This window comes from Rhizobium azibense (assembly GCF_004342325.1).
GTDB classification, from domain to species: Bacteria; Pseudomonadota; Alphaproteobacteria; order Rhizobiales; family Rhizobiaceae; genus Rhizobium; species Rhizobium etli_B.
This window is the reverse complement of sequence record NZ_SMBJ01000001.1, coordinates 291,890-307,586: the sequence shown is the minus strand read 5'-3', so window position 1 is coordinate 307,586 and position 15,697 is coordinate 291,890. Positions and strand designations below refer to the sequence as shown.

Genomic DNA, 15,697 nt, shown 5'->3' with positions numbered 1-15,697 from the left:
AGCGCCATCCAGCGACGGGCAATATCGGCACGCAAGGGGCGCCAGTTTCCCGGACAAGAAAACAGCAAAATCCGGTCGTCGGACTGGGAGTACCTGACCTTTCGGTGTCTGCATAAGAGACGATTTGAAAGCGAACAGTTATCAAGATCTTCTGGATTTGCAAGGCTCATCACCCTAAATAACCTTGCAATTGTGGATCGTAGCTCCATAATTGCGAGGATGATGATACCAAGACGGAAGAGAGCAGAGCTCGTCGAGCTCCTCGATAACAATCCAGCGGTTGCCTTGCTCGGGCCCCGACAGGTAGGAAAAACCACCCTCGCATTGGAGGTCGGCGAGCAACGGCCGTCCATCTATCTCGATCTCGAATCCGAATCGGATCGTGCCAAACTCGCCGAGCCGGAACTCTATCTTGCCGAACACGAGGACAAACTCGTTATCCTCGACGAGGTCCATCGCGTCCCGGAGCTGTTCCAGAACCTTCGCGGTCTGATCGACCGGGGGCGACGGATGGGACTGCGCAGCGGCCGCTTCCTGTTGCTTGGCTCGGCCTCCATGGATCTCCTGAAACAGTCTGGCGAGAGCCTGGCCGGTCGGATCGCCTATCTGGAACTCGCACCCATAGACGGCCTCGAGGTCGGAGCCGGCGAACTTAACAAGCTTTGGGTTAGAGGAGGCTTCCCCGACAGCCTTCTGGCGGCGAACGACACCGTCAGCCAACGCTGGCGCATCGATTTCATCCGGACCTATCTCGAGCGTGACATCCCTCTTCTGGGTCCGAGGATCCCAGCCGAAACGCTACGCCGCTTCTGGACGATGCTCGCTCATCACCAATCAGGCCTCCTCAATGCGGCGGACTTCGCCCGCGCAATCGGTGTCGACGGCAAGACAGTCGCTTCTTATCTCGACCTCATGGTGGATCTGCTTTTGGTGCGTCGGCTCGAGCCCTGGCACAGCAATGCCGGCAAGCGCCTGGTGAAATCGCCGCGCGTCTATGTTCGCGATTCCGGCCTGCTCCACAGTCTGCTTGGTTTGACCACGCTTGATGATGTCCTCGGCCACCCCGTGGCCGGAGCGAGTTGGGAAGGCTTCGTGATCGAAACCCTTCATGCAGTTATGCCAGAGGGTGCCCACGCCAATTTCTATCGCACCTCGGCCGGCGCCGAGATCGACCTTGTTGTCACCTTGCCCGGTGAACGCCGCTGGGCGATCGAGATCAAGAGAAGCCTCACGCCAAAGCTAGAGCGGGGTTTCCACCACGCCTGCCTCGATCTGGAGCCGGATCGCCGCATCGTGGTGTACCCAGGCAGCGAAGCGTATCCTCTTGGCAATGATATCGAGGCGCTCCCTTTGCGCCAGCTTGGCGAACAACTCGCAGGCGGTCGCAAATGATATTGGCGTGGATCCTGTCGCTATTTCAGGATTTCATCGACACGTCTGGCGAACCTGTCGATCGTATCAACCCGTTGTTTTGGCTTGCTCGTTGAGCGGCGCAGGTATGAAACAGTCAAGAGGCCACCTGATCGGCCATGATCGCCTCCCTGAAGCCCAAGCGACGCGGCGAAAATGAGATCGTGAAGGAGAACCGGCGGTTCCTGGGGTGATTAGCGCCTCCGACCTCCCAGGTCGTTCAGGTCGACCAGGTCGATCATACAAAGGCGGATATCTTTGTCGTCAACGAGTGGACATGTTTCGCGAACTTCGCTAGAGATTGTAATGTTATTACATATCAGAGGAGGGATTTCCTGTGTTACCCAGATTGACGATCGCCGGGGCCTTTGCTGCAAGCCTCTTGGTGAACCCGGCCTCCGCTGAAGAGGAACAGCAGACATGGCGCCTGTTCATCGCCGACCACACGGCACCCATCGCTCGTGCATTCGACGCCAAGACCGGTGAACAGATCGGCGAGTTTGGGTTAAAGGGTTATGCGGCGCTGGCCGCCAGTCATTCCGGCCAGACCGTTTTCGCCGTCCAATCAGAGGCCAATGCCGTCCAGGTAATCAAAACCGGTTTGACGATTTCCGACCACGGCGAGCATCGCGATCTGGAAACATCCGCACCTTTGCTGCTGCAGACCGCACTCGACGGGAAGCGGCCGGTCCACGCCGTCATGCATGGCGACGACGTGGTATTGTTCTACGATCGGGAAGGCAAAGCCAAGCTCGTTTCTGAAGAAGATCTGCTGGAAGGCGCAGCATCCGAAACGCTCATCGACGCGACGGCACCTCACCATGGTGTCGCCGTGCCCATGGGGCGCAACATGCTGGTCTCGGTTCCCGATACCGACGCGCAAACCAAACCGGATGAACTGCCGCCGCGCCTGGGCCTACGTGTTCTCGGCGCAGACGGAAGACAGGTCGGAGGCATCACACCCTGCACGGCGCTGCACGGAGAAGCCTTCTCGGCAAAGCTCGTTGCCTTCGGCTGCGAGGAAGGCGTCCTGATAGCGCGGCCTGGCAAGGATGAGACCGTGCAACTTGAAATGCTGGAATATGGCGACAAGCTGCCGAAGGGAAAAGTGACGGCCTTGCTCGGCGGTAAGGCGATGCAATTTTTCCTGGGCAACTACGGCGAGGACAAGATTGCCCTGATCGACCCAGACAACACCGAGCCGTATCGCTTGGTCGACCTGCCGACCCGGCGTATCGATTTCGCGCTCGATCCTGCGAGGGTCAAGAATGCCTATGTACTGACCGAGGACGGGCACCTGCATCTTGTCGACGTTCTAAGCGGTCAAATCACGATGTCGACCCGCGTCACCGAGCCTTACAGCAAGGATGGTCACTGGCGCGATCCGCGCCCGCGGCTCGCAGTTGCGGGCGATCAGATTGCAATCACCGATCCTCGCCATAGCGTTGTGCGGGTGATCGATATTGAGACCATGAAAGAGATTCGGACCATCCCGGTCGAGGGATTGCCTTTCAGCATCGTCGCCGTCGGGGGATCAGGCGCCGTGCATTGATCCTGCTTGGATCTACGGCTTGACGTGGCGGTTGCGCTCGGCATAACTGAGCGCGACGGTTCCCCGAAGTAGACGCCGAGGGGATTAATAGGGAACACGGTGCGGACGACCCAAAAGGGACCAAGACCGTGGCTGCCCCCGCAACTGTAAGCGGATTGCCGATCATCCTCGTGGCGCCAAGCGCCATGCCACTGTGAGCTGGTTCTCACGGGAAGGCAGATGGTTCGGCGCATATCTGCGAGCCAGGAGACCTGCCGTCAAAGAGAGATCCAATTGAACGGGCGGGGTTGCCCGGAACAGGAGACGAGATGATTCCTTTTGACGCCCCTGATCGGCGCGGGCCCCTTGCGCGTGAGACGGAACGGATCGCTCTTTTCAATAAACCATAGCCGCTGCCGGTCAAGAGCCTGTCGTGCCGGTCGGCTCGCACGCCCGTATGGCCGGTGACCATAACATCGGAGCGTTCAGGCCGCCGTGCCGACGTATCCTCAATTCCCTACGAGTGTTTCCATGTCATCCGATCCAAAACTTCGGCGGTTCATTCTGCGCCTTGCCTTCGCGGCGTTGGCAACCTCTTCGATTTCTGCAGCCGCTTTTGCCGCTCCGACCAGCTACCCCCTGACAATTGCCAATTGCGGCCGATCCGTCACCTTCGATAGGGCGCCGGACAAGGTCGTATCGATCGGCCAGGCGATGACCGAAATCCTGCTGTCGCTCGGCCTTTCGGATCGTGTCACGGGAACGGCTGTCTGGTTCAGCCCAGTGCTCAAACAATTCGATGCGGAAAACAGCAAAATCAAGCGGCTCGCCGACAATGATCCGAGCTTCGAGGCGGTGGTGGCAACTGGCCCCGACCTGGTTGCCGCCGAATTCGAGTGGCATGTCGGCCCGAACGGCTCGGTTGGAACCTACGATCAGTTTTCGAAGCTTGGCATCAACACCTATGTCGCGCCGGCCGATTGCGCCGCCAAGGACAATACGACGGGTGGTGATGGTGTCCGCAAGGAAATGCTGAAGACCGAAGTCATCTATCAGATGATTTCCGAACTTGCCGCGATCTTTGACGTTCAGGACCGCGGCGAGGCATTGGTCGCAAGGCTGAAGGAACGTGAGGATAAGGCGATTGCATCGGTGGCCGGGGCAAGGGTGACGGATATTCCGGTCGTATTCTGGTTCTCCAGCAAGGAAATCGACGGGGAGGCCTTCATGGCCGGCCGCAACGGCGCGCCCGCCTATATCATGCAGGCCCTTGGGGCAAAGAACGTGATTGCCACGAACGAGGAATGGCCGTTGGTCGGCTGGGAAACGGTCGCCGGTCTTAATCCTGCAATCATCGTCATCGCCGGGATGGACCGTCGCCGCTACGCTGCCGACGATCCGGCCATCAAGCTTAGGTTTCTGAACACCGATCCTGTGGCAAGCAGGATCAGCGCTGTGGAAGACAAACACGTGGTCGTCATGGACTCGCAGGCAATGAGCCCATCGATCCGCCTTGTCGACGGCATCGAAACGCTTGCAGCAGCCATAAGGCAGTTTGGACTGGCGAAGTGAGCAAGGACGCCGGGCCGCGCAACGGATGGGGCGGCTTTGCCGTCTTGTCCCTGCTTTCAATGACTGCACTGACATTGGCGATAGGCCTTGCCCTGTCGATCGGCGAAATCGCCATACCGCTGCGGACGATTGCAGAAGCTGTTGCCAACCGAATGTTCGGCACCTCCTTCGCGATCAAGCCGATCCATGAGGGTATCATCTGGGACTATCGGCTGAGCCGCGCCCTGGTCTCAGCAGGTTCCGGCGCGGCTCTTGCAATGACGGGCGCCATACTGCAGGCCCTGCTTCGCAATCCGCTTGCCGAACCTTATGTACTTGGCATTTCGGCGGGCGCTTCGACCGGCGCGGTCGCCATCATGATCTTCGGCATCGGGTCCGGCGTTCTGACCCTTTCCACCGGAGCTTTTTTCGGTGCGGTGGCAGCCTTCGGTCTCGTCTCGCTTCTGGCCGCCGGCGCAGGCGGCGGCGCCGATCGCATCATCCTGGCAGGCGTTGCCGGTTCGCAGCTCTTCAACGCACTGACGTCCTACATCGTCACGACCTCGGCCAATGCCGAGCAGGCAAGGGGGATCATGTTCTGGTTGCTCGGGAGCCTCAGCGGCGTGCGCTGGACGGATGTCTTGCTCGTCACCCCCATTGCCGCCGGCGGCTTTGTTATCTGCATGCTTCACGCACGTGTGCTGGATGCCTTTGCCTTCGGTACGGACTCTGCCGCAGCGCTCGGCGTACCGGTAAAGCGGGTGCGTCTTACCCTTCTTGGACTGACGGCCGTGCTGACCGCTGCCGTCGTCAGCATCGTCGGTTCGATCGGCTTCGTTGGTCTTGTCATTCCGCACGCGGCGCGCTTTCTGGTTGGTCCGGCTCACGAGCGGTTACTGCCGACAACTGCGTTGATCGGGGCGATCTTCATGGTACTTGCCGATGTCGTCTCGCGCACGATCATCCCGCAGCAGGTGCTTCCAATTGGCGTGGTAACGGCACTTTTCGGCGCTCCCGTCTTCGCTGTCATCCTCTACAAGGCAAGGAGGCCTCTATGAGCATATCGATGCGCAATGTCGCCTGGTGCGCTGGCGGTACGGTAATCGTCGATGGCGTCAGCCTTGATGTTGCGCCGGGCAAGACACTGGGTCTGCTCGGACCCAATGGCTCTGGCAAATCGAGCCTTCTGCGTCTCATCTGCCGGCTGCGGCAAGTCAAGAGCGGGGTCATCAGACTGGGCGAGAGCGATATCAGCACCATGGCGCGTCGCGAGATTGCCCAGCGTATCGCACTGGTCGAGCAGCAAGCGACAACCGATGCGGACCTTTCGGTCAAGGATGTCGTGCGCCTCGGGCGAACGCCGCATCGAGGCGCTCTCTCCCCGTGGGACAAGACAGACGAAGACGCGGTCGATGCGGCACTGGAACAGGTCGGCATGACGGCCAAGGCCTTGCAGCTATGGCGCACGCTGTCAGGCGGAGAGCGCCAGCGCACGCACATTGCTCGCGCGCTTGCGCAGACGCCGACCGAACTGCTGCTTGACGAACCAACCAATCATCTCGACATCCAGCATCAGCTGGAGCTGCTGGTTCTCGTCACGACGCTTCCGGTCACCTGCGTCATCGCATTGCATGATCTCAATCTGGCGGCAATGTTCTGCGACAGCCTGGCCGTGCTTTGTAACGGCCGCGTGGTTGCTGCGGGGACCCCCGAAGCGGTTTTGACCGAAGAGCTCGTTCGGGATGTATTTGGGGTCCGGGCTCATATCGAGAAGTCGAGGGTTCACGGCAGGCATTACATCCAGTATCTCACCCGTTGACGACGGACGCGTCGACGCAAGGGATGGGATGATGGCGCGGGGCAGGCAGCATTCTCTCCTGCCTGTCTGGAGCGATGTCCGCTTCAATGGCTGCCGTCGACCTGTGTGCGCCACCGGTTTTGCCGAAAGGTTGGTTCGATGTCGCATCTGCCGACCTGAGGCGCCTGACGTGATGCGTTCCTTGACCATAGGGCCTCGTTTAGGTACCATAGCAGCATGATTTCCGGGAGATCGGATCAAGTTTAGCCGATCTCTAACAGTTTGTTATCACAGACTATTCAACATCTAACGGAAACAATCACGACATTTCGTTCGGTCACTGCGGCTCCCGTTTCAGCCCTTGCAATCCCTTGATTTCTCGTGCCCGAATGAATGACGCGCCTCCTCAGTTTTTCCATCGGTGCCGGACCCTCGAATTTCGATGTTATCGCAATTCCATCGCTTCGCCCGAGGGTGTTTGAAGTCGCGCCGCCGGCTCGGTTAAGCGCTCATGCTGCGTCGAGGAGCGGGTACACTCCGCCTATTGCAGACCCGAGGAAGCAGCTTGGTTGGGCCTGAAATATGATTGCAGCGCCTCGCCCATCAGTGCGGGCAGGCAGGATGGCCTACGAGGCTTTGATCGCTTCGGCCGGACCGCAACCCTTAGCGTTGGGCGTGCCGGCAAATGAGGAAGCGCCGAAGTCAGGTGGATGCGGCATCGCGCCAATGAACGTTGCGGGACTGTGTTTTTGCGGCCGGTCAAGTGCGAGTTTACTGCGGTAAACTCAGTGAGGGGCGTCATGATGTTCCTGTGTCCTTGCGAGTGCTCTTAGCATTGATCCGATCGCAAACTCTCCGCGTTGGGCACGCCGGGTGAGGTCGCGCAAATAACCGCCGGCTGAATTGATCGTCCCCGACCGTTCAAAAATGCAGGCAAGCACGGCTGAGGCCGCTTGCGGACCCATGACCCTGCAGGCGTCCCTGTATGCGGAGGGACTGATATGAAGCATTGAACTGACGATAGCGCCTGCTGCAATGAGGTCTTGCCATGTTCTGACAGTTCCATCAGGTCCGTAGCTGCGCACTTCCGGGCATGCCTGCAGAACGAGGGAGAGTGGAAATAGTGTGGATGTGGTGTTGGTTCCTGCCGGAAGTCGAGGGAGTTCACCGTGTCCTTCGTTTGCTGCCTCAATCATTGCCGAGTTTACTGCAGTCAACTCAGGGGTCGGAATCTTAACCGCGGCTTCAGATTCAAGATTAGATTCGGATTCTGTTATCTGTATGTGCCGCTCATTTTGTGAGTCATTGGCGCTCAGATCGTCCGTTTTAATGAGTGTTTCCAGTCGCTTGACGATTTCATCGCGCAATGCGTCGAGGAGATCCAATGTGGAGGCAACCGCATGGGCGCCGGCTTTGCGCGGCAATTGGTTCAGGATATCGTGAAACCGTCCGTTCACCGCTTGCCAGTCTCCGGGAAGCTCTTCACTGATCGCTGCCTGGACAAGCTTTGAGATGTCGCGGCGGGTGAGCGTGAGACGTTCCTTGAGCGTTTGGATGTAGAGACGGTCGGCAGAGACTTTCGCGGCCATGCGTTCGATTTCGCAGGCGCGCGCAAGCAGAGGCGCAAGTGAGAATCCAAAAGCGTCGTGGATCTCGCCATTGCGGCTCTTGCGAGCGTAGCGCTTGCCGTTGGGGCTGTCCTTGCGGATCACGAGACCGGCGGCCACGAGGACGGCCATATGCCGCCTTATCGTTTGCTCGGCCATGCCATGGCAGCGAAGCGATAGCTGCGTATTGGAGGGAAAGACGACAAGACTGTCGTCTGCTGCAAGCTCGGCTTTCGGGTAGAAGCTCAAAAGCGCGTTCAATACCGTGAGCGCTCTGTCGGATATGTCGAGCAGAGGCTTGGCTTCACAAAGCGCACGATAGATTTTCCATTTGTCGATTGAGGCGCCTGGCTCAATTTTGTGGCTGGTGACCTGACTTGCGAGCATGCCAAGTGTCATCGGCCGCCGCCCAAAGGGCGTCGTCACACTTCCGCTTTCCATTTTCTTCGCCTTCTTCAAGGCAAAAGATATCAGCTCACCGAAAATAGGTGCCGGAGACTCTTGACTATATTGTGCGGAAATGTGATTCTCTGGGTGTCTAGATCAGAGAGGGCTTCCGCTACGGCAACGTTCGGGGGCCTTTTCTTTTGCTATTGATCTCCGTTCTTTCCTGTCGTCCTGCTGTCTTCGAACGCCTCATAGAGACGATCGAGATTGTCTGCGATATAGGTGCCGAAGGCTGACGCCTTCCCTGCCCTCAGCGCGATGGTGAACTGCTTCCCGTCATCCTTGATCTTCGCCTTGACGTCCCGGCGCTGCCACTGGGTCACGGCCGAAGACGGCGTTGTGGTCTGGACGGCTGGTGCCGGCTTCTTGCTGAGGAATGCCGCAAGCATGTCGAACCGGGCGTCCGGCCCGGCAGCTTCGAAGGCTGGCGTTTCGATAAACAGCATCGCCCGCTCGGCAGCATTGTCTTCTTCAAATTTCGCCGAAAGGTCATGCCAACGGTCGCGGCCAGTTGCGCGCGCTGCGCCGATTGCCGACAGAATCTCGGCCGGAATGCGCCGGGTGACGGACAGCATCTTGGAGATCGTCGTCTTGTCGGCATTGAGCGCTGCCATGATCGTCTCCCGATCGAAGCCCAGCTTGTCGAGCTTGTCGGCAAACATCGTCCGTTCGATGAAGGAGAGATCCGCGCGTGCGGAGTTTTCTTGTCCCTGGGCAATGACATGATCGCGGTCGGCAAGCTTCTTGACGACGGCGCGAACCGGCCGGCCAAGTTCCTTGGCAGCGCGCGCGCGGCGATGGCCGAAGGCGATCTGGTACTTCCCATCCTTTTGCGGATGCGGGCGGACAAGAATGGGTGAATCCTGACCTCGAAGGCGAATGGCTTCCACCAATTCCTGAAACTGCTCATCATTGTGCCCGAGGCGATCGCTGACGAAGGAATCTTCAATGAGTGCGGTGTCGAGATCAATCACGGTTTCGCCATGGGCGAGCATGTCTTCGATTTCGCGCGCAGCGTCCGCCCGTGCGGCCAGGGCATCGATACTGCGGGTAACGGCACCGAGGGCGCCAATTCCCTTGAAATTGATCTGCTGCTTGTCGGGGTCGTTTACGGGCTCGCTGTTTACGGCGGTAAACTTTTTGGAATCGTCCATCAGGCCCGAGAGGATATTCTTACGTGCCATTCTTTCTCCTCCCGGCGGTTGAACGGTTGGTTGCGGTCAGTCTGTGTGCCGTCATCTGCGCCCCCATGCCTTATGGATGAGCTCGGCGATTTCGCCATTTACCGCGCTCATGGCCTCCATGGCGCGGTCATAGGTCGCGCGGGTAAACTGATTGCGCTCCACCTCGTAGAGGGTCTGGTTGGTCATGGCAGCATCCGAAATCGCCACGCTTCGCAGCATCGGATTGGTGAGAACGTGATTGCGGAACATCGAGCGCATGAAGGCGACCATCTGCGTCTGTGGCCCATCCTGCGGGTCGTAGCGCGTCACGAGATAGCGCAACCAGTCGAGATTCATGTTGCCGCCGGCGCCTTTCAGCGTGTTCAGCACCTCGCCCAGCATCTGCAGGAACTGGCACATCGACATCACGTCGAGCATTTGCGGATGAACGGTGATGAGCACGGCGGTTGCGCTGCAGATGGCGCTCATCGTCAGGAAGCCGAGCTGGGGAGGGCAATCGATGACGACGACATCATAGTCGTCGGCGACGGAAGACAGCGCCTCGTCAAGGCGGGCAAAGAAGATGCGGCCGTAGTCGCTGGCCTTGCCCTGGGCAAGCACGCGCGGCGTATCATGCTCGAATTCCATCAATTCGAGATTGCCTGGAACCAGATCGAGATTGGGGAAATTGGTCTTGCGAATGATCTCCCTCAGCGGTCGCCGCTCGTCGTCGTAACGGATTGCCGCATAAAGCGTCTCGTTTTCGTCGACGTCGAATTCCGGCTGAAAGCCGTGGATCGCCGAAAGCGAGGCCTGCGGGTCGAGGTCGACGGCAAGAACGCGGTGGCCAGTCAGCGCCAGATGCTGGGCGAGATGGGCAGCACTCGTGGTTTTGCCGCTGCCGCCCTTGAAATTCACGACGGCGATGACCTGCAGGTGTTCATTGGCCGTGCGGTGCGGGACGTAACGCGTGCTGCCTCTGGCATTCTGATCCAAGAACAGGCGCATTTCATCCATCTGCCTGGCGGTATAGGATCTGCGCCCCGATGGCGTCACCTGCGGCAGAGGCCCCTTGCCCTCCAGCGAGAGATTGCGAAGATAGCCGCTCGTGACGCCAAGAAAGCGCGCCACTTCGGCAAGCTGGAATTCGCGCAGGCTTTTCATCGCACGGGGCGGAAACATTTCCAGGCGATGCTGCTTCAACTTGTCGGACAGTTCCTGTGCCTGGCCGATGATCAGCTGATCGACATCAGAAATTGCTTTACCAATTGTAGGTGCCATATTCATGGAAATCTCGAAAATGCGATTTTAACGCCGTGAGGCCAATGAAAGCGCATTTAGCGCCGATTCTCATTTTCTTGCAAGGCCATGGGCTTAACAGGGCGTTAAGCTGCCTCTCAGCGGGCTTTATCGGGCAATACTTGCCCGAAGGATCAAAGCATGACTTGCGGAAATGAACCTCTTTTTAGCTTCCGTATTGAAGCGGAAGCAAATCATATCAGCGCATTAGCTTTCAAGGCGCCAAGGTCGCCAGCCGAATCAGTGGTCTCAGTCGCTACTCGGCCGATCCCATTCTTGCACCCCATTTAAGTCCGTCCATCAACAGGCGAATCAGCCTGCGGGAGCGCTGCCGCCATTCCGGCGAGTCGGGCATCGAATAGATGCTGGAAAGCGCATGCAGGAGGTCGGTGCTCTCCACGTCGCTGCGGATCATGCCCTTTGCGGCAGCGTTGTCCACCAATTGTCCAAGAGCCCCGGAAATGATGCCGGCACTTTCGGCAAAGAGCTCAGAGTTGCAGCCGAGCAGAATGCGCAGGCTCTGTGCCATGCCGCGCTTGGCGGCAATATAGTTGACGAAACGGTGCATCCATTCTTCAAGGGCCTCGTCGGCCGGATGCGTTGTCGCAAGATCGCTGGCGGCCGTCGCCAAATTCTGCAGTTCCCGCCGATAGACAACTTCGACCAGATGTTCGCGCGTCGGAAAGTGCCGGTAGAGCGTGCCGATACCGACGCCGGCACGCCGGGCGACCTCCTCCAGCGAACCTTCGACGCCATGATCGGCAAAGACCTCGGCGGCAACTGCAATCAGTTTGTCGCGGTTGCGCAATGCATCGGCACGCATGCGCTTTTCAGGTTTCGTCTCGCTTGCGGCTATTGCCTTTCCGGTCAAAAGCCTCTCCTGCGGATGAGGGCTTGACGCTGCCGTGCAAGCCGCTAGTTTAATCGGAGGCGCCTCCGTTTAACTTGAGGGCCTTGCACCTGTTATCGCAGAAAGAGGCGGAATGTCATGTCTCAATTGCGCAGGCGCCATGAGGTGAAGGCAAGACCCGCAGAGACCGAACCCAGATTCTAGCTGGGGCAGGCGCTTTGCAGTTCAAGACCCGGCTATTTCAATGACGGCGCAAGATCCTCCGTCGAGGCAGGAGAACTCCATGACCCGGACAATCAACCTGAAGCTTGACATCAACGGTACATCGCACGTGCTTGCTGTCGATCCACGCGCGACGCTGCTCGATGCATTGCGTGAAAACCTGGCGCTGACCGGCACGAAGAAAGGCTGCGACCAGGGGCAGTGCGGCGCTTGCACCGTCCACATCGACGGCAGGCGCGTGCTTGCCTGTCTCACGCTTGCGGCCCAGGCCGAGGGGCGGCAAGTAACGACAATCGAAGGCCTTGCCGCGGCAGACGGCAGCCTGCATCCGGTTCAGGCTGCGTTCCTTGAGCACGATGCTTTCCAGTGCGGCTATTGCACGCCTGGCCAGATCATGTCGGCGGTTGGCTGCATTTTCGAGGGTCATACGGGCTCTGACAGCGAGATCCGTGAATATATGTCCGGCAATCTCTGTCGGTGCGGCGCCCACAACGGCATCGTTGCGGCGGTGCGCGAAGCTGCGGAGCTGGCGAGATGAAAGAGTTTTCCTATTTTCGCCCATCGTCGGCCGATCAAGCCCGTGAGGCGGCCGCCAGGCAAGGCGCGATGGTCATTGCAGGCGGCACGACCCTGCTCGATCTTGCCAAATGCGGCATTGCCGCACCGGAATCGGTCGTCGATATCACATTTCTTCCCGGACTGGACGCAGTCTCGTCGACGCAGTCAGGTGTCACGATCGGCGCGCTCGCCAAGATGAGCGACGTCGCTGAGCATCGGGTGATAAAAGAAGCGTTCCCGGCGATCTCGCAATCGCTGTCGCTGGCGGCATCAGCTCAGCTTCGCAACATGGCGACGATCGGTGGCAACCTTCTGCAGCGCACCCGCTGTCCGTATTTCCGCGACCCGGCGGTCTTTAGGGCCTGCAACAAGCGCGAGCCGGGTTCGGGGTGTTCGGCGATCGGCGGAGTGACCCGCAACCACGCAGTGCTCGGCACCAGCGAGCACTGCATCGCGAGCAATCCCGGCGATCTCGCGGTGGCGCTGGTCGCCTTCGACGCGGTGATCCATCTGGGCGTGCGCCAGATTGCTGTCGACGACTTCTTCCTGGCTCCGGGCAACACGCCGCAACTGGAACACAAGATTGAGCGCGGTGAACTTATCACCGCCATTTTCGTCCCCGCCTCACAGGCAGCCCGTCGATCGATCTATCTCAAGGTTCGCGACCGGCAATCCTACGAATTTGCTGCCGCCAGCGCCGCTGTCGGCCTCGAGCTGGAAGACGACGGCAAAACGATCCGCGACCTTCGCGTCGCGCTTGGGGGCGTTGCGACGAAGCCGTGGCGCGCCCGTGCAGTCGAACGCGCCTTGATCGGCAAGACCGCCGAACCCGCGGCGATTGCAAAAGCAAGCCTGCTTGCCATCGAGGGCGCCATCGACCATGGCGCCAACCGGTACAAGATCGACCTGGCGCCACGTGTCGTTGCCCGCGCCATGGAAAGTTTGGGTGGTCTGCAATGACCGTCATCGAAGGGAAAATCAAACGCGGGGATGCAGCCGATGGCGTGCTCGGGGGCCGCCTGTCGCGCCTGGATGGACCGGCAAAGATTACCGGCAAGGCAAGTTATGCGCTCGAACACCAGATCGAAGGCGTCGTTCACGCCGTGATGGTCCAAAGCACGATTGCGGCAGGCACAATCAGCACGATGAACATCTCTGCAGCTGAGGCATCACCTGGCGTGCTGCTCGTGCTGACCCCGGACAACATCACCCAGCTGAAATCGGCAACCACCTGGGCCGGCACGCCCGGTCCTGAAGGTCCCTATCTCGCGCTGACCAACGAGATTACCTTCAGCGGACAGCATGTTGCAGCCGTGATCGCCGAAACGCTGGAACAGGCGACCGCGGCCGCGGCGTTGATTGAGGTGAGCTACGACGAGAAGCAGGCCATCTTCGGCCTCGATGACGAACGGGCCGGGGAGGGTATTGCGGTCGAGAAAATGACGATTGAGTGGGGCAACGCCGAACAGGCGCTGGCTGAAGCTCCTGTTCGGATCGAAGCCGAATACAAGACACCGCGTGAATACAACGTGCCGATCGAACCCCATGGGCTGATCGCCAAATGGGACGGCGATGTGCTGACGCTTTGGGAAGGCAGCCAATGGGTTGACGGCATGGCGCGCAGCTATGCCGAATGGTTCGAATTGCCCTTCGAGAATGTGCGGATCATCTCGCCCTATATCGGCGGCGGCTTCGGTTCCAAGGCACTCTCGTTGCCGCATGCAGCGCTTGCGATCATGGCTGCAAGAAAGCTCGCCCGTCCCGTCAAGCTGGCGCTCACCCGGGCGCAGACATTTACCGCCTTCGGCGGCCGCCCCGCCACCCGGCAAACGCTGGGGCTCGGCGCCACGAAGGAAGGAAAGCTGCTTTCGATCGTCCAGCGAGGCGCCAATGAAACGGCGATGACGGGTGTGGCCGTCGAGCCGCTCGGTGCCGTCACCTCCATCATGTATGACGTGCCGAACTTCAGCTCGAGGCAGAACATCGTGCCTGTGCATACGGTTCTGCCGGGCGCGCTTCGTGCTCCTGGCGAAAATCCCAGTGCATGGGGTCTGGAGTCGGCAATCGATGAACTTGCCTATGCCGTCGGCATCGACCCCGTCGAGATCCGTTTGCTGAACTATGCCGAGCGAGACCCGCATGCCAAGATCCCGTGGTCGACAAGACAACTGCGCGAAGCCTTTGCCGTGGGCGGCGAGGCCTTCGGCTGGTCGAAGCGCTCGCCAAAGCCGCGTTCCATGCGCGACGGCAATGCGCTGATCGGCTGGGGTGTGGCAGCAGGTACATATCCGGTGCGCCGCACGCCCGGTGAGGCGCTTGTGCGGGTGCTTGCCGATGGAACGGCCGAAATTGCCAGCAGCGGCATCGACATGGGACAGGGGACCTATACCATCATCGCCCAGACTGCCTCTGAGGTGCTTGGCGTCCCCGTCGACAAGATCCACGTCAAGCTTGGCGACTCGGCCTTGCCGCGGGCGCCCGTCGCTGGCGGCTCGCAGCTTGCAAATCTGATGACGGGGGCCGTTCATAAGGCCGCCCTTGCCGCCCGCGACGAGTTGATCGGGCTTGCTCTCAACGATGTCAATTCGCCGTTCCGGGAGGCGCAGGCCAATACGCTGACGATCTTCGAGGGTCGCATCTTGCCGCCGAGGGGGGAAGGTGATGGCGTTGCGATTGCAGACTTCATGCGGCAGATCGGCCGAGAGAAGATCGAGACGCTGCGTGACACGCTGCCCGAAGACAGGCGAGATGGAAAGGACCGCTACGACAACTTCACGACGATGATGACAATGAAGGCGCCGACTGAAGGCGGCTATTCGCTCCATAGCTGGTGTGCGCATTTCGTCGAGGTTCGCGTCGATGAGGATTTCGGCACCGTCCGTGTCTCGCGCATGGTTTCGGCGCTCGATTCAGGAAGGCTCTACAACCCGAAACTCGCCGAAAGCCAGTGGCGCGGCGGCATTATCATGGGCATTGGCCAGGCGTTGCTGGAGGAAGGTATTGTCGACGAACGGCACGCCCGCGTCATCAACAACAATCTGGCCGACTATCTGGTACCGACCAATTCGGACGTGCCCGACCTTCAGGTGATTTCCGTCGGCATCCCCGATCACCATGCCTCGGTGCTCGGCGGCAAGGCTGTCGGCGAATTGCCGATCGTCGGGGTGGCACCTGCGATCGCCAACGCCGTCTTCCACGCGACCGGCAAGCGAATCCGGTCGTTGCCGATCACGCTGGAGAAGCTCATCTAGGCCGCGTGCT

Annotated in this window: 12 protein-coding genes and 1 riboswitch; of the genes, 8 read left to right on the top strand and 4 right to left on the bottom strand. The window is 59.7% G+C overall.

Annotation, left to right across the window (positions count from 1 at the left end; genetic code table 11):
• Positions 1-222 precede the first annotated feature (222 nt).
• The 5 genes from EV130_RS01465 (at position 223) to EV130_RS01445 (ending at position 6,311) form a co-directional block, all read left to right on the top strand.
• Positions 223-1,392 carry an ATP-binding protein gene (locus EV130_RS01465; RefSeq protein WP_132659002.1) on the top strand — a complete coding sequence of 390 codons (1,170 nt, stop codon included), beginning with the start codon at positions 223-225 and terminating at the stop codon, positions 1,390-1,392.
• Between the two features lie 355 nt (positions 1,393-1,747).
• Positions 1,748-2,962 carry a metallochaperone AztD gene (locus tag EV130_RS01460; protein WP_132659000.1) on the top strand — a complete coding sequence of 405 codons (1,215 nt, stop codon included), beginning with the start codon at positions 1,748-1,750 and terminating at the stop codon, positions 2,960-2,962.
• A 39-nt stretch (positions 2,963-3,001) separates the two neighbouring features.
• Positions 3,002-3,235: riboswitch (cobalamin riboswitch) on the top strand.
• 237 nt (positions 3,236-3,472) lie between these two features.
• Positions 3,473-4,513, top strand: a complete 1,041-nt coding sequence (locus EV130_RS01455) for an ABC transporter substrate-binding protein (protein WP_132658998.1) — start codon at positions 3,473-3,475, stop codon at positions 4,511-4,513.
• A 59-nt stretch (positions 4,514-4,572) separates the two neighbouring features.
• Entirely contained in the window at positions 4,573-5,550 is a 978-nt protein-coding gene (locus EV130_RS01450) for a FecCD family ABC transporter permease (protein WP_132659388.1), read from the top strand.
• The gene (locus EV130_RS01445) at positions 5,547-6,311 is read left to right on the top strand and encodes an ABC transporter ATP-binding protein (protein ID WP_132658996.1); all 765 of its coding nucleotides are present in this window, start codon (positions 5,547-5,549) and stop codon (positions 6,309-6,311) included. The genes EV130_RS01450 and EV130_RS01445 overlap by 4 nt, the downstream gene beginning before the upstream one ends.
• 764 nt (positions 6,312-7,075) lie before the next feature.
• Here EV130_RS01445 and repC read toward each other — a convergent pair.
• The 4 genes from repC to EV130_RS01425 all read right to left on the bottom strand — a co-directional run bounded on the left by repC (position 7,076) and on the right by EV130_RS01425 (position 11,629).
• Entirely contained in the window at positions 7,076-8,338 is a 1,263-nt protein-coding gene (repC, locus tag EV130_RS01440; RefSeq protein ID WP_132658994.1) for a plasmid replication protein RepC, read from the bottom strand.
• Positions 8,339-8,487: 149 nt separating this feature from the next.
• Complete coding sequence (gene repB / locus EV130_RS01435) at positions 8,488-9,528, bottom strand: plasmid partitioning protein RepB (RefSeq protein WP_132658992.1); 1,041 nt, start codon at positions 9,526-9,528, stop codon at positions 8,488-8,490.
• Between the two features lie 51 nt (positions 9,529-9,579).
• Positions 9,580-10,794, bottom strand: coding sequence for a plasmid partitioning protein RepA (repA, locus tag EV130_RS01430; RefSeq protein ID WP_132658990.1), 1,215 nt, complete (start codon positions 10,792-10,794; stop codon positions 9,580-9,582).
• 268 nt (positions 10,795-11,062) lie between these two features.
• Positions 11,063-11,629 carry a TetR/AcrR family transcriptional regulator gene (locus tag EV130_RS01425; protein ID WP_074065772.1) on the bottom strand — a complete coding sequence of 189 codons (567 nt, stop codon included), beginning with the start codon at positions 11,627-11,629 and terminating at the stop codon, positions 11,063-11,065.
• 310 nt (positions 11,630-11,939) lie between these two features.
• Between EV130_RS01425 and EV130_RS01420 the strand changes: the two genes are divergently transcribed.
• Genes EV130_RS01420 through EV130_RS01410 form a run of 3 tightly spaced genes read left to right on the top strand, consistent with a single transcriptional unit; the run spans position 11,940 to position 15,687 of the window.
• Positions 11,940-12,416, top strand: a complete 477-nt coding sequence (locus tag EV130_RS01420; protein WP_132658988.1) for a (2Fe-2S)-binding protein — start codon at positions 11,940-11,942, stop codon at positions 12,414-12,416.
• On the top strand, positions 12,413-13,396 hold the full coding sequence (locus EV130_RS01415; RefSeq protein ID WP_132549614.1) for an FAD binding domain-containing protein: 984 nt from the start codon (positions 12,413-12,415) through the stop codon (positions 13,394-13,396). The genes EV130_RS01420 and EV130_RS01415 overlap by 4 nt, the downstream gene beginning before the upstream one ends.
• The gene (locus tag EV130_RS01410; RefSeq protein WP_132658986.1) at positions 13,393-15,687 is read left to right on the top strand and encodes a xanthine dehydrogenase family protein molybdopterin-binding subunit; all 2,295 of its coding nucleotides are present in this window, start codon (positions 13,393-13,395) and stop codon (positions 15,685-15,687) included. Before EV130_RS01415 ends, EV130_RS01410 begins: the two co-directional genes overlap by 4 nt.
• Positions 15,688-15,697: the final 10 nt, after the last annotated feature.

Bases quoted from the DNA above. Each gene is read 5' to 3' on its own strand.
- EV130_RS01415 (WP_132549614.1), top strand. From the start codon at position 12,413: ATGAAAGAGTTTTCCTATTTTCGCCCATCGTCGGCCGATCAAGCCCGT.
- EV130_RS01425 (WP_074065772.1), bottom strand. From the start codon at position 11,629: ATGCGTGCCGATGCATTGCGCAACCGCGACAAACTGATTGCAGTTGCC.
- EV130_RS01465 (WP_132659002.1), top strand. From the start codon at position 223: ATGATACCAAGACGGAAGAGAGCAGAGCTCGTCGAGCTCCTCGATAAC.
- EV130_RS01420 (WP_132658988.1), top strand. From the start codon at position 11,940: ATGACCCGGACAATCAACCTGAAGCTTGACATCAACGGTACATCGCAC.
- EV130_RS01445 (WP_132658996.1), top strand. From the start codon at position 5,547: ATGAGCATATCGATGCGCAATGTCGCCTGGTGCGCTGGCGGTACGGTA.
- EV130_RS01455 (WP_132658998.1), top strand. From the start codon at position 3,473: ATGTCATCCGATCCAAAACTTCGGCGGTTCATTCTGCGCCTTGCCTTC.
- EV130_RS01410 (WP_132658986.1), top strand. From the start codon at position 13,393: ATGACCGTCATCGAAGGGAAAATCAAACGCGGGGATGCAGCCGATGGC.
- repB (WP_132658992.1), bottom strand. From the start codon at position 9,528: ATGGCACGTAAGAATATCCTCTCGGGCCTGATGGACGATTCCAAAAAG.
- repA (WP_132658990.1), bottom strand. From the start codon at position 10,794: ATGAATATGGCACCTACAATTGGTAAAGCAATTTCTGATGTCGATCAG.
- repC (WP_132658994.1), bottom strand. From the start codon at position 8,338: ATGGAAAGCGGAAGTGTGACGACGCCCTTTGGGCGGCGGCCGATGACA.
- EV130_RS01450 (WP_132659388.1), top strand. From the start codon at position 4,573: ATGACTGCACTGACATTGGCGATAGGCCTTGCCCTGTCGATCGGCGAA.